General features: G+C 70.4%; 21 protein-coding genes. 9 read left to right on the top strand and 12 right to left on the bottom strand.

Annotated elements, in window-relative coordinates; genetic code table 11:
- Nucleotides 1-76: 76 nt before the first annotated feature.
- Genes ACN26Y_RS28005 through ACN26Y_RS27985 form a run of 5 tightly spaced genes read right to left on the bottom strand, consistent with a single transcriptional unit; the run spans nucleotide 77 to nucleotide 5895 of the window.
- Complete coding sequence (locus tag ACN26Y_RS28005; RefSeq protein ID WP_155333133.1) at nucleotides 77-1597, bottom strand: bifunctional 3-(3-hydroxy-phenyl)propionate/3-hydroxycinnamic acid hydroxylase; 1521 nt, start codon at nucleotides 1595-1597, stop codon at nucleotides 77-79.
- Nucleotides 1594-1950, bottom strand: a complete 357-nt coding sequence (locus tag ACN26Y_RS28000) for a DoxX family protein (protein ID WP_155333132.1) — start codon at nucleotides 1948-1950, stop codon at nucleotides 1594-1596. The genes ACN26Y_RS28005 and ACN26Y_RS28000 overlap by 4 nt, the downstream gene beginning before the upstream one ends.
- On the bottom strand, nucleotides 1947-3830 hold the full coding sequence (locus tag ACN26Y_RS27995; RefSeq protein WP_155333131.1) for an acyl-CoA synthetase: 1884 nt from the start codon (nucleotides 3828-3830) through the stop codon (nucleotides 1947-1949). The genes ACN26Y_RS28000 and ACN26Y_RS27995 overlap by 4 nt, the downstream gene beginning before the upstream one ends.
- Nucleotides 3827-4765, bottom strand: a complete 939-nt coding sequence (locus ACN26Y_RS27990) for a fumarylacetoacetate hydrolase family protein (RefSeq protein WP_155333130.1) — start codon at nucleotides 4763-4765, stop codon at nucleotides 3827-3829. Before ACN26Y_RS27990 ends, ACN26Y_RS27995 begins: the two co-directional genes overlap by 4 nt.
- Nucleotides 4762-5895 carry a VOC family protein gene (locus ACN26Y_RS27985; protein ID WP_155333129.1) on the bottom strand — a complete coding sequence of 378 codons (1134 nt, stop codon included), beginning with the start codon at nucleotides 5893-5895 and terminating at the stop codon, nucleotides 4762-4764. The genes ACN26Y_RS27990 and ACN26Y_RS27985 overlap by 4 nt, the downstream gene beginning before the upstream one ends.
- A gap of 138 nt (nucleotides 5896-6033) precedes the next feature.
- Between ACN26Y_RS27985 and ACN26Y_RS27980 the strand changes: the two genes are divergently transcribed.
- On the top strand, nucleotides 6034-6681 hold the full coding sequence (locus ACN26Y_RS27980) for a TetR/AcrR family transcriptional regulator (protein ID WP_155333128.1): 648 nt from the start codon (nucleotides 6034-6036) through the stop codon (nucleotides 6679-6681).
- Nucleotides 6682-6716: 35 nt separating this feature from the next.
- Here the strand turns inward: ACN26Y_RS27980 and ACN26Y_RS27975 are convergent, their stop codons facing one another.
- The 5 genes from ACN26Y_RS27975 to ACN26Y_RS27955 all read right to left on the bottom strand — a co-directional run bounded on the left by ACN26Y_RS27975 (nucleotide 6717) and on the right by ACN26Y_RS27955 (nucleotide 12225).
- Nucleotides 6717-6989: a hypothetical protein gene (locus ACN26Y_RS27975; RefSeq protein ID WP_155333127.1), complete on the bottom strand. Its 273-nt coding sequence runs from the start codon at nucleotides 6987-6989 to the stop codon at nucleotides 6717-6719.
- 225 nt (nucleotides 6990-7214) lie between these two features.
- Nucleotides 7215-8762 (bottom strand): long-chain-fatty-acid--CoA ligase, encoded by a 1548-nt coding sequence (locus ACN26Y_RS27970; protein ID WP_155333126.1) that lies wholly within the window; start codon nucleotides 8760-8762, stop codon nucleotides 7215-7217.
- 24 nt (nucleotides 8763-8786) lie between these two features.
- Nucleotides 8787-10385 (bottom strand): bifunctional 3-(3-hydroxy-phenyl)propionate/3-hydroxycinnamic acid hydroxylase, encoded by a 1599-nt coding sequence (locus ACN26Y_RS27965; protein WP_155333125.1) that lies wholly within the window; start codon nucleotides 10383-10385, stop codon nucleotides 8787-8789.
- Nucleotides 10382-11368, bottom strand: a complete 987-nt coding sequence (locus tag ACN26Y_RS27960) for a VOC family protein (protein ID WP_422733788.1) — start codon at nucleotides 11366-11368, stop codon at nucleotides 10382-10384. The genes ACN26Y_RS27965 and ACN26Y_RS27960 overlap by 4 nt, the downstream gene beginning before the upstream one ends.
- A complete protein-coding gene (locus tag ACN26Y_RS27955; protein WP_230688805.1) occupies nucleotides 11365-12225 on the bottom strand; it encodes an alpha/beta fold hydrolase in 861 nt (286 codons plus the stop codon). Before ACN26Y_RS27955 ends, ACN26Y_RS27960 begins: the two co-directional genes overlap by 4 nt.
- A 118-nt stretch (nucleotides 12226-12343) precedes the next feature.
- On the opposite strand from ACN26Y_RS27955, the gene ACN26Y_RS27950 reads away from it, so the two are divergent.
- The 5 genes from ACN26Y_RS27950 to ACN26Y_RS27930 all read left to right on the top strand — a co-directional run bounded on the left by ACN26Y_RS27950 (nucleotide 12344) and on the right by ACN26Y_RS27930 (nucleotide 16184).
- Nucleotides 12344-12988, top strand: coding sequence for a TetR/AcrR family transcriptional regulator (locus tag ACN26Y_RS27950; RefSeq protein WP_155333123.1), 645 nt, complete (start codon nucleotides 12344-12346; stop codon nucleotides 12986-12988).
- The gene (locus ACN26Y_RS27945; RefSeq protein WP_155333122.1) at nucleotides 12985-13800 is read left to right on the top strand and encodes a 2-keto-4-pentenoate hydratase; all 816 of its coding nucleotides are present in this window, start codon (nucleotides 12985-12987) and stop codon (nucleotides 13798-13800) included. Before ACN26Y_RS27950 ends, ACN26Y_RS27945 begins: the two co-directional genes overlap by 4 nt.
- On the top strand, nucleotides 13800-14738 hold the full coding sequence (locus ACN26Y_RS27940) for an acetaldehyde dehydrogenase (acetylating) (protein ID WP_155333121.1): 939 nt from the start codon (nucleotides 13800-13802) through the stop codon (nucleotides 14736-14738). The genes ACN26Y_RS27945 and ACN26Y_RS27940 overlap by 1 nt, the downstream gene beginning before the upstream one ends.
- Entirely contained in the window at nucleotides 14735-15769 is a 1035-nt protein-coding gene (gene dmpG, locus ACN26Y_RS27935; protein WP_422733787.1) for a 4-hydroxy-2-oxovalerate aldolase, read from the top strand. Before ACN26Y_RS27940 ends, dmpG begins: the two co-directional genes overlap by 4 nt.
- Nucleotides 15770-15905: 136 nt before the next feature.
- Nucleotides 15906-16184, top strand: a complete 279-nt coding sequence (locus ACN26Y_RS27930) for a zinc finger domain-containing protein (protein WP_155333119.1) — start codon at nucleotides 15906-15908, stop codon at nucleotides 16182-16184.
- A gap of 84 nt (nucleotides 16185-16268) precedes the next feature.
- On the opposite strand, the gene ACN26Y_RS27925 is transcribed toward ACN26Y_RS27930, so the two are convergent.
- Complete coding sequence (locus ACN26Y_RS27925; RefSeq protein WP_196255716.1) at nucleotides 16269-16889, bottom strand: TetR/AcrR family transcriptional regulator; 621 nt, start codon at nucleotides 16887-16889, stop codon at nucleotides 16269-16271.
- Nucleotides 16890-16987: 98 nt separating this feature from the next.
- Here ACN26Y_RS27925 and ACN26Y_RS27920 point away from each other — a divergent pair, with 98 nt between their 5' ends.
- The 3 genes from ACN26Y_RS27920 (at nucleotide 16988) to ACN26Y_RS27910 (ending at nucleotide 22092) form a co-directional block, all read left to right on the top strand.
- Nucleotides 16988-20191, top strand: a complete 3204-nt coding sequence (locus ACN26Y_RS27920) for a bifunctional cytochrome P450/NADPH--P450 reductase (protein WP_155333117.1) — start codon at nucleotides 16988-16990, stop codon at nucleotides 20189-20191.
- 94 nt (nucleotides 20192-20285) lie between these two features.
- Nucleotides 20286-21335: a zinc-binding dehydrogenase gene (locus tag ACN26Y_RS27915; protein ID WP_155333116.1), complete on the top strand. Its 1050-nt coding sequence runs from the start codon at nucleotides 20286-20288 to the stop codon at nucleotides 21333-21335.
- A 454-nt stretch (nucleotides 21336-21789) separates the two neighbouring features.
- A complete protein-coding gene (locus ACN26Y_RS27910; protein WP_155334328.1) occupies nucleotides 21790-22092 on the top strand; it encodes a DUF4193 domain-containing protein in 303 nt (100 codons plus the stop codon).
- 9 nt (nucleotides 22093-22101) lie between these two features.
- On the opposite strand, the gene ACN26Y_RS27905 is transcribed toward ACN26Y_RS27910, so the two are convergent.
- The gene (locus tag ACN26Y_RS27905) at nucleotides 22102-22320 is read right to left on the bottom strand and encodes a hypothetical protein (RefSeq protein WP_155333115.1); all 219 of its coding nucleotides are present in this window, start codon (nucleotides 22318-22320) and stop codon (nucleotides 22102-22104) included.
- Nucleotides 22321-22382: the final 62 nt, after the last annotated feature.

Below are 22382 nucleotides of genomic sequence, written 5' to 3'. Positions count from 1 at the left end.
TCTGGCAAGGCGTGGTTGCGGAGCGCGACGGGAGTAACTGCGTGCGCTGACGTCCACCGGCCGTACGCCGTTGGGGTCAACGGCGAGGGAGGTTCCGGTTGCGGCCGGGCAGGATGGTGCGGAACTCGGGCAGCCGGCGGCCGGCACAGAGCACGGCGCCGTCTGGGCGAACGATCGCTATGTGGGCGCGGCCTCTCGCCAGCCATTGGTGTAGCTCGCTGCCCGGTCGGGCAGCGACGAGGACCATTCCGCGTCGATCGATGTCTGCTCGTTGGGTGGCGGGCGGCTCGGTGGTGGTGACGATCGCGAATCGGCCGGCGGCAATGTCGTCGAGGCGGCGGTCGCCGTCGACGAGGGTGTTCGGGCACAGTCGGCCCGCGAGGGTGCGGCGCAGGCGGGGCCGTATCACCAGCTCGGACCGGTGCAGCGGAGGTGTCTGGCTGTCCGTGGCGAGGTCCTTGAGACCGGGTACGAGGTGCAGGCGTGGCGCCACCGCGCGGCGGATGATGTCGCCCACTCTGCCGCCGGCCGTCATCGCGGTGCCGATGATCTTCGCCAGCTTGATCATGGCTTGCGCGTGGTGCTTGCGTTCGACTGCGTAGGTGTCGAGGACGGTCTCGGGCAGGGTTCCGTCGAGCACGCCGGCGAGTTTCCAGGCGAGGTTCATCGCGTCGCGCAGCCCGGCGCCCATGCCTTGGCCGATGAACGGTGGGGTGAGGTGGGCGGCGTCGCCGAGCAGGAACACGCGGCGGTCGCGCCACCGGTCGGCGACCTGCGCGCGGAAGGTGTACTCGGCGGCGCGGACGACCTCCAGGTCCGCGAGGGGGATGTTCCCCGTCCACGGCGCGATCAACGGATGGAGCCGGGGCATGTCGCGGAAGTCGTCGGCGGTCTCGCCGGGCGCCAGTAGGAATTCCCAGCGGTAGCGGGTCTTCCCGACGCGCATGTACGTGCCGGCGCGGGCCGGGTCGGAGAGCTGGTGCACGCCTTCCCACTGGCCGAGGTCGGCCTCGGTGACGACGTCGACGACGAGCCAGCGTTGTGTGAACCCGAGGTCCTGCATGGTGGAGCCGATCGCGCCCCGGGTCAGGCTGTTGGCGCCGTCGCAGCCCAGGACGTACCTCGCGTGGACGACGTCGTGCTCGCCGGTGGCCGTGTCGGTGACGTCGAGCCGTACGCCGTCGGCGTCCTGGGTCAGCGCGGTGACCTCGGTGTTGCCGCGCAGGGTGGCGCTGTTGTACTGCTTGAGGTTCTGGCGGAGGATCGCTTCCAGTTCCGGTTGGTCGAACATGCTCCCCTGGGGGTAGCCGTGCCGGCCCGGTGCCACGTCGCGCGGGAACTCGGCCAGCACCCGCATCCTGCGGTCGATGAGTCGAAGGCCCCGGTGTGGCCGGGAGATGGCGGCGAACTCGTCGCGGAGCCCGAGGCGGGCAAGGATGCGGTGGACCTCGTCGTCGAGGGCGACGGCCCGGGGCAGGGGGTAGACCGACTCCCACCGCTCGAGGATCAGGCACTCGACGCCGTACTGGGCGAGCAGTGTCGCGGCGGCGAGCCCGGTGGGGCCCGCACCGACGATCACCACCGGAACCACATTCATCGGGCGGCCAACACCTGGAGAACGAGGTAGGCAGCGACGAGGACTCCGCAGACGATGGCGGGAGCGTACCTGCGCGGGCCGTCCCCCTTGCGTAGGTGTACGACGAGGGCTCCGCCGAGCAGGAGTAGCAGCCCGGCACCGGCGAGGAGGCCGATCAGCGGCTGGAACAGGCCGATGAGCAGCCCGATCACCGCGGCGATCTCGAGCAGGCCGATGCGGCGATAGGCCGAAACGGAGAAGCCGGCGTGCGCCGCCAGCTCACGCATCGGTTGCAGGGCCAGGATCTTGGCCGTGCCCAGGGCGGAGAAGATCAGCGCGAGCAGCACCGCGAGGATGGTCGCAGCGAGCGTCATGACACAACCACCAATCGCCATTCGATGGCATACCGGCCCAGGACCGCCTTGACGGCCTCCTCCTGGGCAGAGGGATGAATGTTCACAGTGGCCACGATGGAGCTGCCCTCGATCGCGGCCTCGATGTCCTGCACTCCGGCGATCCGGTCGAGCGCGGCACGCAGTTCCGCGCGGACGGCGTCCTTCCGCAGGGCGAGCTTGTAGAGCTTGCCCACGGCGGTGACGGGTAGTTCGTCGAGGACCGTCACGGACTTGGGCGCGGCGGTGCGGTCGGGCACCCGGTCGCTTGCCCAGTTGCGCAGGTCGTCCCCCGTGACGGTGGCGCCGGGCGCGAGGGTGACGTAGGCGACCGGTACCTCGCCGGCATGGATGTCGGGGCGCCCGACTGCGCTGGCCGCGGTGACCTGCGGGTGGGCCAGCAGCGTGTCCTCGACGATCGCGGGGTCGATGTTGTGCCCGCCGCGGATGATGAGGTCCTTGGCCCGGCCGGCGAGGTAGACGAAGCCGTCCTCGTCGATGCGGGCGAGGTCGCCGGTGTCCAGCCAGCCGTCGACCAGCTTGCCCAGCCCGTCCAGTACGGGGCCGTTCTCGTCCCGGTCGACGACGTAGCCGGGGAAGACGGTCGGGCCGTTGACCGCCAGCAGGCCCGTCTCACCGGCGGGCCGGTCTTCCCACGTGCCGTCGGCGGCGATCACCCGCAGCCGCTGGTAGGGCAGGCGCTGCCCGACCGAGCCCGGCGGCGACGCGTCGGGGAAGCTGCGGGCGCTCGCGCAGGTCGCCTCGGTCAGCCCGTAGCCCTCGACCAGGGCTATCCCGGTGTGGGCATGGAAGGTGTCCCGGACCGCGGCGGGCAGCGGCGAGGCCCCCACCATCGGGAACCGCAGGCTGCTGATGTCGGCGTCGACCGGTACCTGCGCCAGCACGGCGTACACCGTCGGCACCGCGCTCATGGCGGCGATCCGGTAATGCTCGACGATCTTCCAGAACGAGCCGAACAATGCCGGGTCGCGGTAGCCGAGCGGACCGGCCCACACCACCTCCTGTCCCTTGAACAGGGGTGCGAGCAGGGTGACCACGAGGGCGTTCACGTGAAACAGCGGAAGCGCCGCGAAGACCACGCTCTCCTGGTCGAAGAGGGAGCTGGCGGCCAGCATCCACGCGTCGGTGACCTCGTTGGCGTGCGTGTGCGCGGCCAGTTTCGGGGCGCCGGTGGTGCCCCCGGTGTGGAACATCGCGGCCAGATCGGCGGATCGGGGCAGCTCACCGTCGAAGGTGGCCGGATCCATGGCCGCGGCAAGCTCGCCGAGGTAGCCGACGCGGACGCCGTCGATGGCCGGCAGCGGTTGCGGCGCGTCCGCCGCCCCGGTGAGCCGGAGTACGAGGATCGCGTCGAGCAGGCCGTCGCCGGCCAGTGCCTGCGCGCTGTCCCACGTGTCCGGCGCGAGGTCGGGCCCGGCCGTGACCAGCACCCGGGCACCGGAGCGCCGCAGGAGCTCGGCCAGGTGCTGCCGGGACAAACCGCCGCTCAGCGGCGCCGCGATCCCGGCGAGCTGCGCGGCCAGCGTCGCGGTGATCAGTTCGGCGCAGTTTGGCGACATGAGGGCGACCGCGTCACCCCGCCCGACGCCGAGGTCGTGGAACAGGTTCGCGTACCGGTGGACGTCGGCCAGGAGTTCGGCGAAGGTGGGGCGCAGCGGCTCCCGCCAGCGGGCAGCGTCCGGCAGGACGCTGACAGCCGTACGGTCCGGCCAGCGCGTTGCCGCCCACGACAGCAGCGCGTACGTCGATTCGGGCAGACCCCGCGCCTCCAGCGGCACGGCCTCGATTGCGGCGAGGTCGTCGGGCGTGGCGTAGCCCGGCCACAGCAGGGGCCCGGTCATCGGGCGTACCTCACGACGGTGCGCTGCCGGCCCAGGTCGATCGCGCCGTCGTCGGTGGCGATCGTGGCCTCGACGATGTCGCCGTCCTTGAGGTACTTGGGGTTGCGGGCCTGGCCCTTGAAGAACATCTTCCACTTGACGGCGGGCGGCAGCAGCGAGGCGATGATCTCGACCGGCTTGGGCGGCGCGCTCAGCGCCGTCCCGACGGGCGTGCCGGTCAGCAGCAGGTCGCCGGGGTCGACCCGCTGGAAGCGGGTCAGTGCCTGCAGTGCCTGGACCGGCCGGTAGATCATGTCGGCGGCGGTCATGTCCTGCCGGAGTTCGCCGTTGACCCACAGCTTCAGCCGCAGGTCGGTGAACCGCTTGAGCTCGTCGGCGTCGAGCAGCACCAGCACGGGGCCGACCGGGGTGAAGGTCGGGTAGGACTTGGCCTCGTAGAACTGCGTCTTGGGCAACTGGACGTCGCGTGCGGAGACGTCGTTGGTGACCACCAGGCCCGCGACGTAGTCGGCGAGGTTGTCGTCGGTGACCGTCGTGCCGACCGGCATCTCGCGACCGAAGACCAGCCCGATCTCGACTTCGTAGTCCAGCAGTTTCACGTGGGCGGGGCGGACCACGTCGGCGAACGGGCCGCTGATCGAGCCCGAGGTCTTGCGGAAGAACGTCAGGGGGACTGTCTCGGGATTCCCGTTGGTGTCCTTGACGTGCGAGGCGAAGTTCGTCATCTGGGCGACGACGCGGCAGGGCGCCGTGACCGGGGAGACCAGCGCAAGGTCGTCCACCGGAACGGTTTCGCCGCTCGTCGCGGCCGCGACGAGCGCCGGCCGGTCGGCCAGCAGGTCAGCGGTCGTGGTGGCGCTGGTGTTGACCTTGACGGCGCCGGTGGGGGTGAGCACCCACCAGGCGTCGGCGGTGCGCAGAACGGAGGTGCTCATGAGGTGAACGCTTTCATCAGGCCGCGCAGGCGGTGGAGGTCGAATTCGTTGTTCTCGCGCAGTGCGCCGATGACCGCGCGCAGCTCGCGAAGCGATTCCCGGCCGGGTTTCACGCCGAGGAAGTCCTTGGTGGCGGGCGGGCCCCACTGGGCGAGCCCGGAGGCGGTCATCGGTGCCCAGCCCGGTTCGAGCGTGCAGTCGAACAGGTCGCCGTCGGTGAAGTGCTCGACCAGGAAGCCGTCGGGGTCGCGCCAGTAGTCGAAGATCTGGCTGCCCTGGATGTGCCGGCCGATCCCCCAGGACCGCCGGTAGCCCAGGTCGAGCAGGTGCTCCCCACCGGCGGCCAGCGAGTCGAGGTCCGGGACCTGGTAGGCGGAGTGCACGTACCGGTTGGCCGGCCCGAGGGTCATCGCGAGCGTGTGGTGGTCGGTGGGCGTACTGCCGCGGTCGCAGCGGATGAAGCTCATCACCGGGCCGCGCTCGCGCTGCCCCTGCTGGTAGAGGAAGTCGCTGACGATCAGACCCAGGTGCTCCAGGTACCAGTTGAGCGTCTCCAGGTAGCGGGTGGTCTGCAGCACGACGTGGCCGAGCCGCTGGACCCGGGCCGGCTGCCGCGGCGGCCGCTGGGTGACGTTCACCCGGGTTACGTCGTGTCCGACATTGAACGTCAGCGGCTGCTGCGTGGGCAGCGGAGGGAGCTCGTGGGTGTCCGCGACCACGCGTACCCGCGTCCCGTTCGGGTCGACCAGGTCCACCGTCACCCCGCCCAGGCTCTCCGGCAGGGAACTCATCGTCCTCCCGGTCGCCTCCGCGAGCCGCAGTACGTCCTGCCCGTCGGCGGCCCGGAACGCGGGACCGATGAACCGCGACCGCGGGCCCCGGCGGATGAGTACGCAGGGCGAGCCAGGGTCGGTGCCCCGCAGGTGCAGCTCCTCGGCGGTACGCAGTGCCGTGGTGAAGCCGAAGGCCCGGGCGAACGCCTCGGCCCGCTCGAGATCAGGCTTCTGGAACTCCAGCCAGGCGAGGTCGTGCACCTTCACGATCGGGTTACGGGCCCTGCCGGGGTGTTCGCCCCGCAGGGCGCCCTGCTCGCTGTGCAGACCGGTGTGCGGGTCGTGGTGCTCGATCATCTCCCGCTCCCTCCAAGTTGACGAAATCGTCACTTACGAGAGTAGCGTCAGTCAAGGGCAGGTGACGATTTCGTCATCACTGAGTTCCGTCTGGGTTAAGGTGGTCGCAGACCGACCGGGAGAGGTGAGCACGCAGGCATGGCGCAGCAGACCAGGCAGGCACCCAACCGCCTGGAACGGCGGAAGGCGCACACCCGATCGGCGCTCGTGCGTGCCGCCCAGACCTTCATCGCGGCCGGCAAGCCGAACGTGCCGATCCTCGAGCTCACCCAGGCCGCCGACGTGGGGATGGGATCGTTCTACAACCACTTCGACAGCCGCGAGCAGCTCATCGAGGCCGCGGTCGAGGACGCCCTCGATCGCTACGGCGGCCTGCTTGACGAACTGACCGTGGGTTTGGAGGACCCGGCCCACGTCTTCGCGCAGAGCTTCCGGCTGACCGGCCGCCTCCACCGCCGCCAGCCCGAGCTGAGCAAGGTCCTGCTCAGCACCGGCCTGGTCCTGGCCGGCTCGGACAAGGGCCTCGCACCGCGAGCCCGGCGCGACATCGAGGACGGCGTCCGCGCCGGACGGTTCAGCGTGCGCGATCCGGAGTTGGCGATGGTGACCGTGGCCGGCGCCGCGCTGTGCCTCGGGCAACTGCTGCACGACCAACCCGAGCGTGACGACGCCACGGCCACCGACCAGGTCACCGAGGACGTGCTGCGCATGCTCGGCCTGCCGCCGGACCAGGCACACGAGATCTGCCAGCGGCCGCTGCCCGACATCGACGGCGACCGCCAGTAGAACAGGCGTCCATCCGCCCGAGGGGCCGCCGACCGCTAGGAAGCGGCTGCCTCGCGGACCATCCGGTTGGCCGTCTCCGGCTCGTACCCGGTCGCGCGGAGCAGGTCACTCGCCATCGTGCGCAGCTGGATGACGATGGCGTCCGAGAAGGGCTTGAGGTCTCTGTGGTACGCCCGGCCGGCCAAGCGCGCGCCGTCCAACACCGTGTTGCGGGTCTGGTCGAGCGGCCGGCCCGCTCGTGCCTCCCACCTCAGCGTGTGGATCGCCTCGGCGAGCCTGTCCACGGCGCCGGGGAGCTCCTCCGGCACCGGCTCGTCGTACTGCAGTGTGGTCGCGGCCCAGCGAGCAAGTGCCCGGCAATGCACACTCACCCGATCGATGTGCTCGATGCCGCGCCGGTAGGTCTCGACGTCGATCCGGCGTTTCCAGTGGCCAGAGGACGAACGTGCCGGCTCCGCACCTCCCTGAGCCTTGCTGGAGCCCTCGGCACGCGGTGGGTGCAAGCCCGCATCCCGAGGGCCCAGCCGTTCCGGTCACTCGTCGCGGAGCTTCCGCTTCAAGATCTTGCCGGTGGAGGTCATGGGCAGGTCGTCGCGGAACTCGACGATGCGGGGGTATTTGTAACTCGCCATCCGCTGCTTGCACCAGTTCACCAGCTCGCCCTCGGTGAGCTGAGATCCCGGGTTGCGGATCACGAAGGCCTTCACCTCTTCGCCGTGCGACTCGTGCGGCACGCCGACCACGGCCACCAGGCTCACGTCGGGGTGCGTCATCATGGTCTCCTCGATCTCCCGGGGGTACACGTTGAAGCCACCGCGGACGATCATGTCCTTGGCCCGGTCGACGATGAAGTAGTAGCCGTCCTCGTCGCGCCGCGCGACGTCACCGGTGCGGAACCACCCGTCCCGGAGCACCTCGGCGGTCGCGTCGGGGCGGCCGTGGTAGCCCTTCATGACGTTGTGCCCCCGGATCGCGATCTCGCCCGCCTCGCCCTCCGGCACCTCGTTCCAGTCCGCGTCGATGAGCCGCATCCGTACGCCCCAGACCGGCTGCCCGATCGAACCGGGCTTGGCTTCCCGGCCCGGGTGGTTGAACGAGGCGACCGGACTGGTCTCGGAGAGGCCGTAGCCCTCCCGGATCTTGACGCCGTAGACCTTCTCCACCTGCTCCAGGATCTCGACCGGAAGGGCGGCGCCGCCGGAGACCGCCATGCGCAGGTTGCCCGCGATCGCGGCGACATCGACCGTCTCCAGGCCGGCGGAGAGCAGGCCCCAGTACATCGTCGGCACTCCGGCGAAGAAGGTGACCCGCTCCCGCTGCATCAGCGCCAGTGCCGTGCCGGCGTCGAACCGCGGCAGAAGAACCAGGGTGGCGCCACTGTAGAAGCCGGCGTTCATCTGCACGGTCTGCCCGAACGAGTGGAAGAGCGGCAGCGTCACGAGGTGGACGTCGTCATCGGTGGCGCCGAAGAGGCGCCAGCACGTCACAGCGTTCATGACCATGTTGGCGTGGCTGAGTTCGGCGCCCTTGGGCTGTCCCGTCGTTCCGCTGGTGTAGAGGATCACCGCCGTGTCTGTGGCCTCGGTGACCGCGGTCTCGAACCGCGTGGCGCGGCCGGCGAGCGCCGATCCGAGCGTGGAGGCACCCACGATCGGGCTCGACGCGCGGGGGTCGGCTGTGATGAGGAAGAAGTGGTCGCACCCGTCGGCGCCGCCGAACCCCTGCCAGCCCTCGGCCCCCATGGGCAGCTCGGGAGTGCCCTCGAAGCAGAAGTACGCCCTGGCGCCCGAGTCCTGCAGGTGGTAGGCGATCTCACCGGCCTTGAGGAGAACGTTCAGCGGTACGACGACGGCGCCCGCCTTGAGGATGCCGTAGTAGACGACCGGGAAGTACGGGAGGTTCGGGCACGACAGCGCGACCCGGTCGCCGGGCCGGATGCCGCTGTCGACGAGCAGGTTCGCGACCTGGTTCGCCGCGGCGTCGAGCTGGGCGTACGACAAGCGGGTGTCACCGAGCACGACGGCCTCCCGGCTGGGCAGCCGTTCGGCGGTGCCTTCGAGCATGAGCGCGAGGTTGAGCATGGCGGCTCTCCTTGGTGGTGGATGTCAGGGCGTCGTCGTGGCGGCGGGCGGAAGCGTCCGCTCGTCGACGGGCGGACGGGGGGCGGCGACGAAGGGCGGGCCAGCCAGATCGGCGTCACCGGCGGCGTAGACGACGGCATCGGGGCGTAGTGCGAGCACGGTGGCCCGGTGCCGGCGCATCCAGGGGATGAGGACGTCGTCGCTGTCCACGATCGTGCCGGGCGCGGGGGTCGAGCCGGCCGGTGTAACCTGCAGGCACGAAACGTTGCTGGCCGCCCAGGCCGACCACGTCCGGGCCGGGCCGGTGTGCAGCAGCGTCCACCGACCGGCGAGCACGTCGTCGAGACGGGCCCGGGCACCGCCGTCGGTCCGGACCCACGGCTGGGGGAGTTGCCTGCCGACCGCCCGGTTGCCGCCGCGGTGGTCCAGCAGGCCCTTCCGGTAGGCGTTGGCCGGGAACCATCCGGCCTCCTGCATGTAGGCGCGGAAGGCCGGGACCCGCATGAGGACCCGGAACGCGGCGTTGCGCCCGGCCGTCAGCCCGGGGCGCCGCTCGGTGATGATGCGCCCGAACCGCACCGCCTGCACGGTCATCTCCCGCACGTGTGGTTTGCGCTCGGCCTCGTAGCTGTCCAGCGCGTCGTCGGGTAGCTCGCCGCGCAGGACCGCGGCCAGCTTCCAGCACAGGTTGCCCGCGTCGCGTACGCCGGACGACATGCCCTCGCCGATCCACGGCGGCATGGCGTGCGCGGCGTCGCCGGCGAGGAAGATCCGGCCGATGCGCCAACGGGAGGCGAAGCGGACGTGGTGGCTGTAGATGACCGCGCGGAGGATCACGACCTCGTCGGGCCTCCGGCCGTAGCGGCGCAGCAGCCGCCAGATGTAGTCGTGGCTGACCAGATCCTCTTCGTCCTCGCCGGGCAGGACCGGGAACTCCCAGCGGTGGTGGCCCAACGGTGTCGGGCAGTCCACGGCGGGCCGGGCCGGGTCGCAGTGGAAGCGCAGCCGGTCGACGGTGTCCCAGCCCTGCTTGACCTTGGTGTCGATGACGACCCACCGGTCGTGGTAGGTGCGGCCGTCGAAGCCGACGCCCAGGCGGGTGCGGATCGGGCTGGAGCCGCCGTCGGCGGCGATCAGGTACGCCCCCCGCAGGGTACGCACAGTGTCGTCGGCCAGGTCGCGTGCGGTGACGGTGACACCGTCGCCGTCCTGCTCGACGGCCGCACAGTCGTGGCCGAGGAGGACCTCGACGTTCGGGTAGCGGGCCACACCGTCGCGGAGGACCTGCTCCATGGCCGGCTGGTAGATGAACAGCTGCGGCGGATGCCCGTTGCCCCGGGGAGCCGGCGCGAGGCTCAGGAACGATCGGCCGCAGGCGTCGACGAAGTCGATCGGGCGGCCGGCGAGCATGTCCTCCTTGAGTCGCTCCGCGAGGCCGATGCCCTGCCAGATCCGGATCGTCTCCTCGTCGGTGGAGATCGCCCGGGCGCGCGGGTAGATGGCGGCGTCGCGTTCGACGACGGCCACCCGTACGCCCATGCCGCCGAGCAGGTTGGCGGCGGTGACGCCGACCGGGCCGTATCCGACGATGATCACGTCGTGGTCGTGCTGTTCGGTGTTCATGCGGTGGCTCCGCTGAGTGCCGGGACGGTGATCTCCGCGCGGCGCAGCGAGGTCGCGCCGTGGCGGAACTGGTTGAGCTTGTCGATGACGGTCTGACCCTCGGGTGTGTGCCCCCAGATGCTGATCCCCTGGTGGGTGGTGGGTTCCCAGGTGGCCTCGTCCACGGTGATCGGATTCCAGCCGACCTCCCACTCGAAGCCGGACGGCGTCCGGACGTAGTAGGAGAGTTCCTTGTCGTTGGTGTGCTGCCCGATGCCCAGGGCCATCGTGAAGCCGAGCTGCTTGAGGCGCTGGTAGGAGGCGGTCATGTCGTCCACCGTGGCGACCTGGGTGTTCAGGTGCTGGATCGCGGTGCGGATCGGGTCGATGCGCAGGCCCTCGGTGTTGGCCACGGCGACGGAGTGGTGGCGGCCGTTGACCCGCAGGAACCGGATCCGGAAGCGCACCGCGCTGATCGTCTCGACGATGAAGTCGCTCAGCCGTGCGTCGAGCAGGTAGTCGTAGTAGCGGTGGATGGCGTCCGGGCGCCGCGAGGTGATGGCGATGTGGCCCATGCCGGCATCGCCGGTGACGAAGCCACTGGCCTCCATGCGCAGCGGCGCGGTGGTCGTGAGCGGAGTGGTGTAGAGCTCCTGGACCAGGCCCTTCGGGCCGGGGAAGCGCACCAACCGTTGCACGCCCCGCAGCACGGCCTCCTCGTCGTGGCCCTGCTCGACGGTCACGCCCCGGGTGGTGATGCGGGCGACGATGTCGTCGAACGCCTCGTGGTCGTCGACGTGCCAGCCGACCGTGGTCACGTCCTCGGCCGGGCCCCGTTGCAGCAGCAGCCGGCACTCGTGGTCGTCCAGCCGGAACCGCAGGTGATCGTGGTCGAGTTGGTCGACGTGCAGGCCGACGCCGTCGGCGCCGAAGCGCTGCCAGTCACCGAACCGGCGAGTCTCGATGCACAGGTAGCCCAGGTGGACCTTGCCGAAGACGGTCATTTCGACTCCTCGGAGAGGAAGGCGGTGGTGAGGGTGTTGAACAGCTCCGGCCGCTCCCACTGCACCCAGTGGCCGGTCCTCGCGACCAGGTACAGGTCGCAGCGGGGCATCCGTCCGGCGAGCTGCCGCCCGCCGGACGGCCGGTTGACCCGGTCCTCGGCGCCCCAGAGCACGAGCGTCGGCGTGGCGGCCTGGGCCAGCCGCTTGTCCCGCAGCAGGTCCATCCGGAGCAGGGTGCGCAGCCCGGCGGGACGCCGTAGCGGCGGGTTGGCGACCACGTCCGGGTCGATGCTCGCCTGGTACCGGGTCTCGATCATCTCGTCGGGGACGGCCTCGCCGTCGTAGACCAGGTCGTCGCGGATGAACCGTTCGAGCTTCGCCCGGGTGGGGCCTTCGCCGGCGTAGTAGGCGAGCAGCCGCTTCAACCCGGGGGTCGGTGCGTGCCGGGTCGTGCCGATCCCGCCCGGGCCCATGAGGACCAGGCGCCGGACCCGGTCGGGCCGGTCCAGCGCCAGCCGCAGCGCGGCGGCTCCGCCGTAGGAGTTGCCGACCAGGTGGGCCCGGTCGATGTCGAGTGCGTCGAGCAGGCCACGTACGGCGGCCGCGAGGTCGCCGAACGGGTCGCTCTGGTCGACCATCTTGCTGGACCGGCCGTAGCCGGGGAGGTCCGGCACGACGACGCGGAAGCGCTGCGCGAGGGCCTCGACGTTGCGGGCGTAGTTCGACATTCCGGAGGCCCCCGGCCCGCCGCCGTGCAGCAGCACCACCGCCTCACAGGCTCCCCGCTCGGTGACCGCTATGTCCCGCGCGCCGACCCGCACCAGGCGCTGGTCCCCGGTGATTTCCTCGACGCTCACGTGCCCTCCCGCAGTTCGACGCGCTTAATGTAATGAGCGTTACAGTTGTAGTGGCCGCTACGGTAAGCTTCACTGCTGACATCGTCAAGACATCGGCCGGAAACATGGGAAGGGTGCGATGACGGAATCTCGCAGCGAACGCAAGCGCCGGGCCAACGGCGAGGAGTCCCGCCGCCGCATCCTCGACGCCGCCGCCGAGGTGGCCGGCGTGCGCGGCTACGACGGCACCAGCATCGCCCTGGTCAGCGAGAAGTGCGGCCTGCCCGCCAGCTCGATCTACTGGCACTTCAAGAACAAGGACGACCTCCTCGCCGCGGTCATCGAACGCAGCTTCGACATCTGGGCCGACGCGCTCACCCTGCCCGGCGACGACACCGACCCCGCACGGGAACGCGTCGCGGCGCTGGCGGGGCAGGTCGCCAAGACCCTGCTGGACTCGCCCGACTTCCTCCGCCTCGGGCTCATGCTCACTCTCGAGCGCCGCCCGGAGGAGCCCAGCGCCCGCCGCATGTTCCTGCAGGTCCGGAACACCGCCCGGGCGCGGCTCGCCGCCGTGCTCGCCACCCTCGCCCCGGACGCCGACCGCGACGCGATCGACCTGGTCACCACGTACGCCATCGCCGGCGCCGACGGGCTCTTCATCGCCAAGGAGATCGGCGGCGACAGCATCGATCTCATGCCGCTGTTCGACCTGCACGCCCGCGCCCTCTACGACGCCGTCACCCGCCTGACCGGCCGCAGCGCGGCCACGGAGATCCCATGACCAACGGCGCCACCGATCCCGTCGCCGCCGCCTACCGCCGGTTGCGCACCGCCGCGCAGAACCGCACCCCCTGCCCGCCGCTCCGCGACCTGATCGGCCCCGACGACGAGACCCTCGCCTACGCCGTCCAGCATCGGCTGACCGAGGCCCGGATCCGGGACGGCGGGCGGACGGTCGGGCGCAAGGTCGGGCTCACCTCGCCGGCCGTGCAGCGGCAACTCGGCGTCGACCGGCCCGACTTCGGCATGCTCTTCGACGACATGGCCTGTGCGGAGTCGGCGCCGATCAGCCTCGACCGGCTGCTGCAACCCCGCGTCGAGGCCGAGATCGCCTTCGTTCTCGCCGACGACGTCACCGACCCCGGCGTCACCGCCGTCACCGTGCGGCAGCGGGTCGCCTACGCCCTGGCCGCACTGGAGATCGTCGACAGCCGCATCGCCGGCTGGGACATCAGCTTCGCCGACACCGTCGCCGACAACGGCTCCAGCGGACTGTTCGTCCTCGGCGCCGACCGGGTGCCCCTCGACGCCGTCGAACCGGTGGCGGTCCGGATGACCATGACCGTCAACGGTGTCCCCGCCTCGACCGGTTCCGGCGCGGCGTGCCTCGGCGACCCGCTGGAGGCCCTCGCCTGGCTCGCGCAGACGGCCCTGGCCCACGGCGACCCGCTGCGCGCCGGCGAGGTCGTGCTGTCCGGCGCGCTCGGGCCGATGGTTCCGGTCACCCCCGGCATGCAGGTCCACGCTCACCTCACCGGCCTCGGCAGCGTCGAGGCCACGTTCACCACCCCCGTCACGGAAGGCGGCAGTTGATGTCGCGTACGAAGGTCGCCGTCATCGGATCCGGCAACATCGGCACCGACCTGATGATCAAAGTTCTGCGCCTGTCGGACACGCTGGAGATGGCCGCGATGGTCGGCATCGACCCGGCCTCCGACGGCCTCGCCCGGGCCCGCCGCCTCCGCGTGCCGACCACCGCCGACGGCGTCGCGGGCCTCATCGCGATGCCTGACTTCGCCGACATCGCCGTGGTCTTCGACGCCACGTCGGCGAGCGCGCACCGGGCGAACGCCGCTGCCCTCGCCCCGTACGGCAAGACGCTCGTCGATCTGACCCCGGCGGCGGTCGGCCCGTACGTCGTACCCGCCGTCAACCTCGACGCGCACCTCGGCGCCGGCAACCTCAACATGGTCACCTGCGGGGGACAGGCCACCATCCCGGTCGTCGCGGCCGTGTCCCGGGTGACACCCGTGCCGTACGCCGAGATCGTCGCCTCCATCGCCTCCCGGTCCGCCGGTTCCGGCACCCGCGCCAACATCGACGAGTTCACCGAGACCACGGCCGCCGCCATCGAACAGGTCGGCGGCGCCCGGCGCGGCAAGGCCATCATCATCCTCAACCCCGCCGAGCCGCCGATGATCATGCGCGACACCGTGCAGTGCCTCATCGGCCCCGCCGACCACGAGACCGTCCGCGCCAGCATCGAACAGATGATCAAAGAGGTCGCCGCGTACGTTCCCGGCTACCGGCTCAAGCAGCCCGTGCAGTTCACCCCACTGGCACCGGACGAACCGGTCCACACTCTGCTGCCCGACGACACGACACCGGTCACCACCAAGGTGAGCGTCCTGCTCGAGGTCGAGGGCGCCGCCCACTACCTTCCCGCGTACGCCGGCAACCTGGACATCATGACCTCCGCGGCACTCCGGGTCGCCGAGCGCCTCGCCGCAGCACAAGGAGCGAACCGATGAACACCACCGCGCCCCAGCGTCGTCTGTTCATCCTGGACGTCACCCTCCGCGACGGCATGCACGCCACCCGGCACCGCATCACCCCGGCCGACGTCGCCCGGATCGTCACCGCCCTCGACGCTGCCGGCGTGGACGGCATCGAGGTCGCTCACGGCGACGGGCTCGCCGGCGGCAGCCTCACCTACGGCCCCGCCAGCCACACCGACCGGCAGTGGATCGAAGCCGCCGCGGCCGCAGTCACCCGCGCCCGCCTCACCACCCTGCTGCTGCCCGGCATCGGCACCATCCACGACCTCAGACAAGCCCACGCGCTCGGCGTACGGTCGGTCCGCGTTGCCACCCACTGCACCGAGGCCGACATCGCCGCCCAGCACATCGCCACCGCCCGCGAACTGGGCATGGACGTTGCCGGCTTCCTCATGATGAGCCACCTCGCGGAACCCGGACAGCTCGCCGCTCAGGCCAAGCTGATGGAGTCCTACGGCGCCCACTGCGTGTACGTCACCGACTCCGGCGGGCGGCTGACCATGGACGGCGTCCGCGACCGGGTCCGCGCCTACCGGGACGTCCTCGACCCGGGCACCGAGATCGGCGTCCACGCCCACGAGAACCTGTCCCTCTCGGTGGCCAACAGTGTCGTCGCCGTCGAGGCGGGCGCCACCCGCGTCGACGCGTCCCTCGCCGGCCACGGGGCCGGCGCCGGCAACTGCCCCATCGAACCCTTCGTCGCCGTAGCCACCGTGCAAGGCTGGCAACACGGCTGCGACCTGTTCGCTCTTCAGGACGCCGCCGACGACCTCGTCCGCCCGATGCAGGACCGGCCTGTCCGCGTCGACCGCGAGACCCTCACCCTCGGCTACGCCGGCGTCTACTCCAGCTTCCTCCGCCACGCAGAGACCGCCGCACGGCAGCACGGTCTCGACACCCGGGACATCCTGCTGGAAGTCGGCCGACGCAAGCTGATCGGCGGTCAGGAAGACATGATCGTGGACATCGCTCTCGACCTTGCCCGAGGACGATTGATCGGATGAGGTGACCCGACGACACCTGGGCCTCGTCATTCGTGGGCTGGGGATGGGGGAGCGGGTACTCGTCGTTGATTGAGGGCCCGCGCCCGCGGTCCCGAGTCGGCTGTTTCATTCGCGCCCTCCCGGGAAGCCGCCACGCATGTCTTCTGACCCTGGCGCGTCAGCGCGGCGCAACCTGGAGCGCGCGCGACGGTCGGTCCAACAGATCCACAAGGCTGCCGTCCGGCACCGCGACCCGGTCCTGCACGACCTGGCGGGTGAGATCAGCGAAATCGCCATGATGTTGGGCCACGACGCCGGCCCGGTCCAGGACTGGCGGCCGTGCCCGGTCTGCGGGGCGCAGCCAGGGTCGCACTGCATCAACACGCCGGGGCGCCAGATGGTCAACGACATGCACCCCGAGCGGACCAGGCTCTAGCGAGCGCAGAGACGGCATCACGCGGCCCCTGATCAGCGCCGGGTGGGTGCCACTCTTGGCGTGGCGAAGCCACGTCGGCGGGCGTCAGGGAAGGCGCGCTTCGAGGCCCGCGATGAGGGTCTGCACCGCGAACTGGAAGCTGTCGGCCCCGTCCATGTCCGCGTTTGATGGAGCGCCCGACCCGGGGGCACTGGGTTGCATGGCGGCGAGGCGACCAAGGGTTCCGTTGCTCTCGGCGAGGAGGAAGCCCGAAAAGAGGCTGGAGAGGACTGCTCCGATCGGGGCAACCTGGGTGGGCGGCAGGCCTGCGCGGCTGAGGATGTCAATCAGTCCCGTCCAGAAGGGGTCTTCGGGCTCGATGAAGTCTGGGCTGGCCAGACTGTGCACGATGAGGTTGGGGTGTCGGTGCGCCAACGCCCGGAAGTCCTTCGCAAACCGGTGCAGTTGTTCCTGCCAGCTCCCGCCGTCGACGGGCGGCTGGAACTGTGCGGCGACGAGATTCTTGACGCCCCGTAGCAGCGCGGCCTTGTTCGGCACGTGGTGGTAGAGCGACATGGGATTCACCCCGAGCAGTGCGGCCAGCTTTCGCATGCTCAGCGCACCGATCCCGTCGGCGTCGATCAGCCGGAGAGCGGCGTTGTAGATGCCCTGCTCGGTGAGACGTGCGTCTCCTCGGCCGCCTACGGCCTGTCCAGTGGTAGCCATACACCGTATGGTAGCAGCAGCCATACGGTGTATGGCTGGCGTCCTGACACCGGATCCACTGGCTGGCGCCGCCGGCAGTGCTCAGGAAAGGAGTCCACGTGTCGAGCAACCTCACGTCCATCCCCGCCCCGCGAGGGGTTCCGATCGTCGGCAACGCGCTGCAGATCCCGTCCGACGGGCCGGCCGCCTTCTTCGAGGAGACGGCCGGTCGGTTCCCCGAAGGGATCTACCGGCTCGCGCTGCCCGGTCGCGAACTCGTCCTTGTGTCCGACCCGGACCTGGTGGCGGAGCTGTGCGACGAGTCGCGCTTCTACAAGCCGATCGACAAGCCGCACAGTGACGTGCGGGCGATCGCCGGCGACGGCCTGTTCACCGCGAGGCGGGACGAGCCCAACTGGGGTAAGGCCCACCGGATCCTGATGCCGGCGTTCAGCCAGCGGTCGATGAAGTCGTACTTCCCCGAGATGCTCGAGGTTGCCGACGCGCTGGTCGACAAGTGGCGGCGCAACGAGGGCAAGGACCTCGACGTCGTGGGCGACATGACCCGCCTGACCCTCGACACGATCGGCCTGACCGGCTTCGACTACCGCTTCAACTCCTTCAGCAGCGAAGAGGTCCACCCGTTCCTGCAGGCTTTGGCCGACTCGCTGAACGAGGCCATGGGGCGGTTGAAGCAACCACCCTTCGTCACCGCGATGCGGCGCAAGCAGATTCGGACCTTCGAGGAGAACGTTCGCGTCATGCAGTCCATCGTCGAGGAGGTCATCCGCGAGCGCCGCGCGGGTGGCGGCGATGACCGCCGCGACCTGCTCAGCCTCATGCTCAGCGCGGTCGACCCCGAGACCGGCGAGCCGCTGTCCGACGAGAACATCCGCAACAACGTGGTGACGTTCCTCATCGCCGGCCACGAGACCACCAGCGGTCTGCTCTCCTACGCCCTGTACCAGCTGCTGCGCAACCCGCACGTGCTGGCCCAGGCGTACGCGGAGGTCGACCGGCTGCTGCCCGGTGACACGGTGCCCAGCTACGAGACGATCATGAAGCTGAACGTGATCCCGCGAATCCTGGACGAGACCCTGCGCCTGTGGGGGCCCATCCCCGCGATCGCCCTGGCACCGTACGAGGACACGGTGATCGGCGGCAGGTACGCACTGCCGAAGGGCCAGCAGGTGATGGTCGTGATCCCGGCGCTGCACAAGCACCCCAAGGCATGGGACCGGCCGACCGAGTTCGACATCGACCGGTGGCTGCCGGAGAACATCGCCCAGCACCACCCGCACGCCTACAAGCCTTTCGGCAACGGCGAGCGGGCCTGCATCGGCCGGCAGTTCGCCCTCACCGAGGCCCGGCTCGCGCTGGCCCTGGTCCTGCAGCAGTTCGCGATCACCGACCCGAACGACTACCAGATCAAGGTCAAGGAGACGCTCACCCGCAAGCCGGACAACTTCCTGCTGCGGGTTCGCTCCCGCCAGCCGTACGAGCGATTCGGCACCGAGGTGCGGGCGGCGCAGGAGCCGCAGGCGCCAGCGGCCGCGGTGAACGCCGTCGGCGTCACGCTGCGCGTCGCGTACGGCTCGAACCTGGGCTCGTCGGAGGATCTGGCCCGCCAGCTGGCCGGCCGGGCTGAGCAGTCCGGCTTCGACACCACTCTGCTCACCTTGGACGAGCTGGCCGACAACCCGCCCAGCGACGGGATCCTGGTCGTGGTCACGCCCAGCTACAACGGCAAGGCCCCGGACAACGCCCAGCGCTTCGACGCCCTCGCCGCCGCCGGCGGACTGACGGCCGGATCGATGTCGCAGGTGCGGTTCGCGGTGCTGGGCAACGGCAACACGCACTGGTTGACCTACCAGGCCTTCCCCAAGCGGGTGGAGGCGGCGCTGCTGGCGGCCGGCGCCACGCCGATCGTGCCGCGCGGCGAGGTCGACGCAAACGGCGACTTCGACGGCATGGCAACCACGTGGTTGGCCGGACTGTGGACGGCTCTGGCCGAGCAGTACGGCGCGGACACCACCGCCACCGGAACACAGCTGTCGCTGGACGTCCTCAGCGAGGCGGAGGTACGCCCGGCGGTGGTCTCCGAGAAGGCATACCCGATCACGGTGGTGGCCAGCGAGGAGCTGGTCGGCGATCCGACCGGGCTGTGGGACTTCAGCGTGGAGGCGCCTCGGCCGCAGGCGCTGTCAATCACCGTGGAACTGCCCGAGGGGGTCGGCTACGAGACCGGCAACCACCTGGCCGTCTTCGGCAAGAACAATCCGGAACTGGTGGCTCGGGCGCTGCGGCTGCTGCGGGTGCCCCGTGACCAGGTGGTCCGGCTGCGCCGCGAGGACGGCGGCACCGGGACCCACCTGCCGATCGGCCAGCCGGTGACCGCGGAGCTGCTGCTGACAGAGTTTGTCGAGCTGCAGGAAGTAGCCACTCGTGCGCACCTGCGGGCGCTGGCCGAGCACACCCAGTGCCCGTGGACCGCCACCCAGCTTCAGGGGTATCTCGACGACACTGACGAGGCGAGCCGGCGCTACCAGGAGGAGATCCTCGGCAAGCGGGTCTCCGTGCTCACCCTGCTGGAGCGGTTCCCCGCCGTCGAGTTGCCGCTGGCCGTCTTCCTAGAGGTGGCCGGGCCGATCCGGCCGCGCTTCTACTCGATCTCGTCGGCTGCGATGGTGGAGCCGAACCGGCCGCGACTGACCGTTGGCCTGGTGGAGGGCCCGGCGCTCTCCGGCGACGGCGAGTACCGGGGGCTGGCCTCCCAGTACCTGGCCCGGCTGCGGCCCGGGGACGTGTTCTTCGGTTACGTACGCGTCCCGTCCCCGCCGTTCCACCCGCCGGCCGACCCGGCCACGCCGATGATCCTGGTCGGCCCCGGCACCGGCTTCGCTCCGCTGCGCGGCTTCCTTCAGGAGCGCGCCGCCCAGCAGGCGGGCGGTGTCCAGGTCGGCCTGTCGAAGGTGTTCTACGGCTGCCGGCACCCGGAGCACGACTGGTTCTACCGCGACGAGATGCGGGCCTGGGAGCAGGCCGGCGTCGCCGAGGTGCACCTGGCGTTCTCCACTGTGCCGGACCACCCGTACCGGTTCGTCCAGGACGCCATCACCGCCGACGGCGACGGCATCTGGGACGCACTGCAGAACGGTGCCCACGTCTACGTCTGCGGTGACGGCCGGCGGATGGCCCCGTCGGTACGCCAGGCGCTGGCCGACATCTACCGCAGCCACGCCGGTGGCAGCGGCGACGACGCTGAGAAGTGGCTCGACCAACTCGAGGCCGACGGGCGCTACCAGCAGGATGTCTTCGCCTGACCGCCCCGACGGCGCGGCGCGGGTCGCCGCATCCGACACACCCAAGCCCCGCGCGGTGGGGCCACCGCACGCACCGCGAGACAAGGAGAATGGCATGTCCACCATGCTCGCCGGCCGACTCGACTACAAGACGGGCGACTTCGCGATGGAGGAGGTACCCGTCCCGCAGCCGGGGCCGGGCCAGGTGCGGATCAGGGTCGCCGCGGCCGGCATCTGCCTGTCCGACGTTCACCTCATCGACGGGAGCCTGCGGCTGGAGACAGGGGTCGACAAGGTGACCCTGGGGCACGAGGTCGCCGGTGTCATCGACGCCGTCGGGGCGCAGGTGCCCGCCGAATGGCAGGTCGGGCGGCGCGTGCTGTTGCAGGCCGGCCAGCCCTGCGGCGCTTGCCCGCCCTGCCTCCTCGGGCGGGTCGCGCAGTGCCAGCACCCGTTGACCCGCGGGGTCGACTACGACGGCGGCTGGGCCGAGTACGCCATCGCCGACCACTTCACCCTTGTCGGCGTGCCCGACGACCTTCCCCTCGAGCAGGCCGCGATCATCCCCGACGCCGTCTCCACCCCGTGGGCGGCGATCGTCGGCACCGCCGACGTGCGTCCCACCCAGGCCGTCGGCGTGTGGGGTCTGGGCGGACTGGGCGCCCACGCCGTCCAGTTGCTGCGTCTCGTCGGGGCCGCTCCGATCGTCGCCGTGGACCCGATCCCGGATGCCCGGGCCCGGGCTCTCGCCCTGGGCGCCGACCACGTCCTCGACCCCGGCGCCGCCGACTTCGCCGACGAGGTACGCCGGATCACCGGCGGACGCGGCCTCGATTTCGCCTTCGACCTGGCTGGTGTCCCGCCGGTCTGGACCCAGGCCCAGCAGGTGCTCGCCATCGAGGGCCGGCTGGTTCTGGTCGGACTGTCACCCCAGCCGCTGACGATCCACCAGAGCACCCTGTTCAGCTACCTCAGGCAACAGGTCCGCGGCCACTACGGCAGCGTGCCCGAGCACGTCGAGCAGTTGGTCTCGCTGGTGGGCCACCACCGTCTCGATCTCTCCGGGTCGATCACCGATGTGTTTCCGCTGTCCGAGGCACCCCGTGGGGTCGAACGGCTGGTGAAGAAGGAGGGCAGCCCCATCCGGCTGATCCTCAAGCCCTGATACGTGCTGCGGTCACTGGCTGTGCCGGCAGGGGGCACCTGCCGGCACAGCCTGGACAAGGAAAGCGTTGTGGCCTGAGACAGACCGGCTTGACGCCCGTCCGATGTCCTTGATCTCGCTGATACCGGCGCCGTCAGCTAGCCGTCGACCAGCCTGGTCATCGTTGGCCCATAGCGCGCCGTCGAACCGCCGAAACGGCTACTGCAGGCCCATGAGCTGCTGAATCATGGTTCGGATTCTGCCAAGTATGGTCCACGCAGGTCAAAGGCCACTTTCCGGGCTTCGGGGGTGGCCTTTTTGCTGCCCGTACAGCAGCCCGGTCGCACTCATTGGCACGGTGGCGCGCACCCGCATCCAAGGGCGAGCTACCCTTCAGCGCTGTCATGAGCGCCACGACATGACCCTGCGGTCTACCGTCGTGACACTCATCAACCAAGCCGGAGAGGCCATCACGATGAGCAAACCCATCGATTACGACGCACCGCGCCGACCCGCCGTTGAGGTTGAAGAGGACAGCTTGGAGGAACTCAAGGCGCGCGGCGCGGCGGCGCAGTCAGCGACAGTCGACCTCGATGAGGCTGAGGCTGCCGAGAACTTCGAGTTGCCCGGCGCGGACCTGTCCGGCGAGGAACTGACCGTGGCGGTCGTGCCGGTGCAAGCGGACGAGTTTCGATGCGCGCGCTGCTTCCTGGTGCACCACCGCAGTCAGCTCGCCGCGCAGCCCGACGGCCGGGAGGTCTGCCAGGAGTGCTTCTGACGTCCACTGTCAGGGCGCCAGTTCCCGCCACTCCGGGCGACCACCCAGCCATGCGTCGGCGAGGATCTGCGCCGCCACCCGACTCGGACAGGGGTGTAGCTTCGACCTGCCTGCGACGCCGCCGGTCTGCGCCTCTACTTCCCATCGCTGGCCGTCGGTGCGGATGTAGACGTCGCGACGCCCCCGCAGACTCCGGTCCCCGTTCCACCAGTGACGCTCGATTCTCACCCGCTGACCGTATAGCACTGCCTGCGGAAAGACGACCGATGGCGATCTTGGGCAGAGGGCCG

The sequence above is a fragment of the Micromonospora sp. WMMD558 genome, assembly GCF_049315255.1.
Classification (GTDB): Bacteria; Actinomycetota; Actinomycetes; order Mycobacteriales; family Micromonosporaceae; genus Micromonospora.
Note: the sequence above shows the minus strand (reverse complement) of the source record. Positions and strands in the feature narration are given on the sequence as shown.

Excerpts from the sequence above, each read along its gene's own strand:
- ACN26Y_RS27965 (WP_155333125.1), bottom strand. The coding sequence starts at position 10,385 with ATGAACACCGAACAGCACGACCACGACGTGATCATCGTCGGATACGGC.
- ACN26Y_RS27945 (WP_155333122.1), top strand. The coding sequence starts at position 12,985 with ATGACCAACGGCGCCACCGATCCCGTCGCCGCCGCCTACCGCCGGTTG.
- ACN26Y_RS28005 (WP_155333133.1), bottom strand. The coding sequence starts at position 1,597 with ATGAATGTGGTTCCGGTGGTGATCGTCGGTGCGGGCCCCACCGGGCTC.
- ACN26Y_RS27990 (WP_155333130.1), bottom strand. The coding sequence starts at position 4,765 with ATGAGCACCTCCGTTCTGCGCACCGCCGACGCCTGGTGGGTGCTCACC.
- ACN26Y_RS27915 (WP_155333116.1), top strand. The coding sequence starts at position 20,286 with ATGTCCACCATGCTCGCCGGCCGACTCGACTACAAGACGGGCGACTTC.
- ACN26Y_RS27940 (WP_155333121.1), top strand. The coding sequence starts at position 13,800 with ATGTCGCGTACGAAGGTCGCCGTCATCGGATCCGGCAACATCGGCACC.
- ACN26Y_RS27970 (WP_155333126.1), bottom strand. The coding sequence starts at position 8,762 with ATGCTCAACCTCGCGCTCATGCTCGAAGGCACCGCCGAACGGCTGCCC.
- ACN26Y_RS27980 (WP_155333128.1), top strand. The coding sequence starts at position 6,034 with ATGGCGCAGCAGACCAGGCAGGCACCCAACCGCCTGGAACGGCGGAAG.
- dmpG (WP_422733787.1), top strand. The coding sequence starts at position 14,735 with ATGAACACCACCGCGCCCCAGCGTCGTCTGTTCATCCTGGACGTCACC.
- ACN26Y_RS27910 (WP_155334328.1), top strand. The coding sequence starts at position 21,790 with ATGAGCAAACCCATCGATTACGACGCACCGCGCCGACCCGCCGTTGAG.
- ACN26Y_RS27960 (WP_422733788.1), bottom strand. The coding sequence starts at position 11,368 with ATGACCGTCTTCGGCAAGGTCCACCTGGGCTACCTGTGCATCGAGACT.
- ACN26Y_RS27985 (WP_155333129.1), bottom strand. The coding sequence starts at position 5,895 with ATGATCGAGCACCACGACCCGCACACCGGTCTGCACAGCGAGCAGGGC.
- ACN26Y_RS28000 (WP_155333132.1), bottom strand. The coding sequence starts at position 1,950 with ATGACGCTCGCTGCGACCATCCTCGCGGTGCTGCTCGCGCTGATCTTC.
- ACN26Y_RS27995 (WP_155333131.1), bottom strand. The coding sequence starts at position 3,830 with ATGACCGGGCCCCTGCTGTGGCCGGGCTACGCCACGCCCGACGACCTC.
- ACN26Y_RS27930 (WP_155333119.1), top strand. The coding sequence starts at position 15,906 with ATGTCTTCTGACCCTGGCGCGTCAGCGCGGCGCAACCTGGAGCGCGCG.
- ACN26Y_RS27925 (WP_196255716.1), bottom strand. The coding sequence starts at position 16,889 with ATGGCTACCACTGGACAGGCCGTAGGCGGCCGAGGAGACGCACGTCTC.
- ACN26Y_RS27950 (WP_155333123.1), top strand. The coding sequence starts at position 12,344 with ATGACGGAATCTCGCAGCGAACGCAAGCGCCGGGCCAACGGCGAGGAG.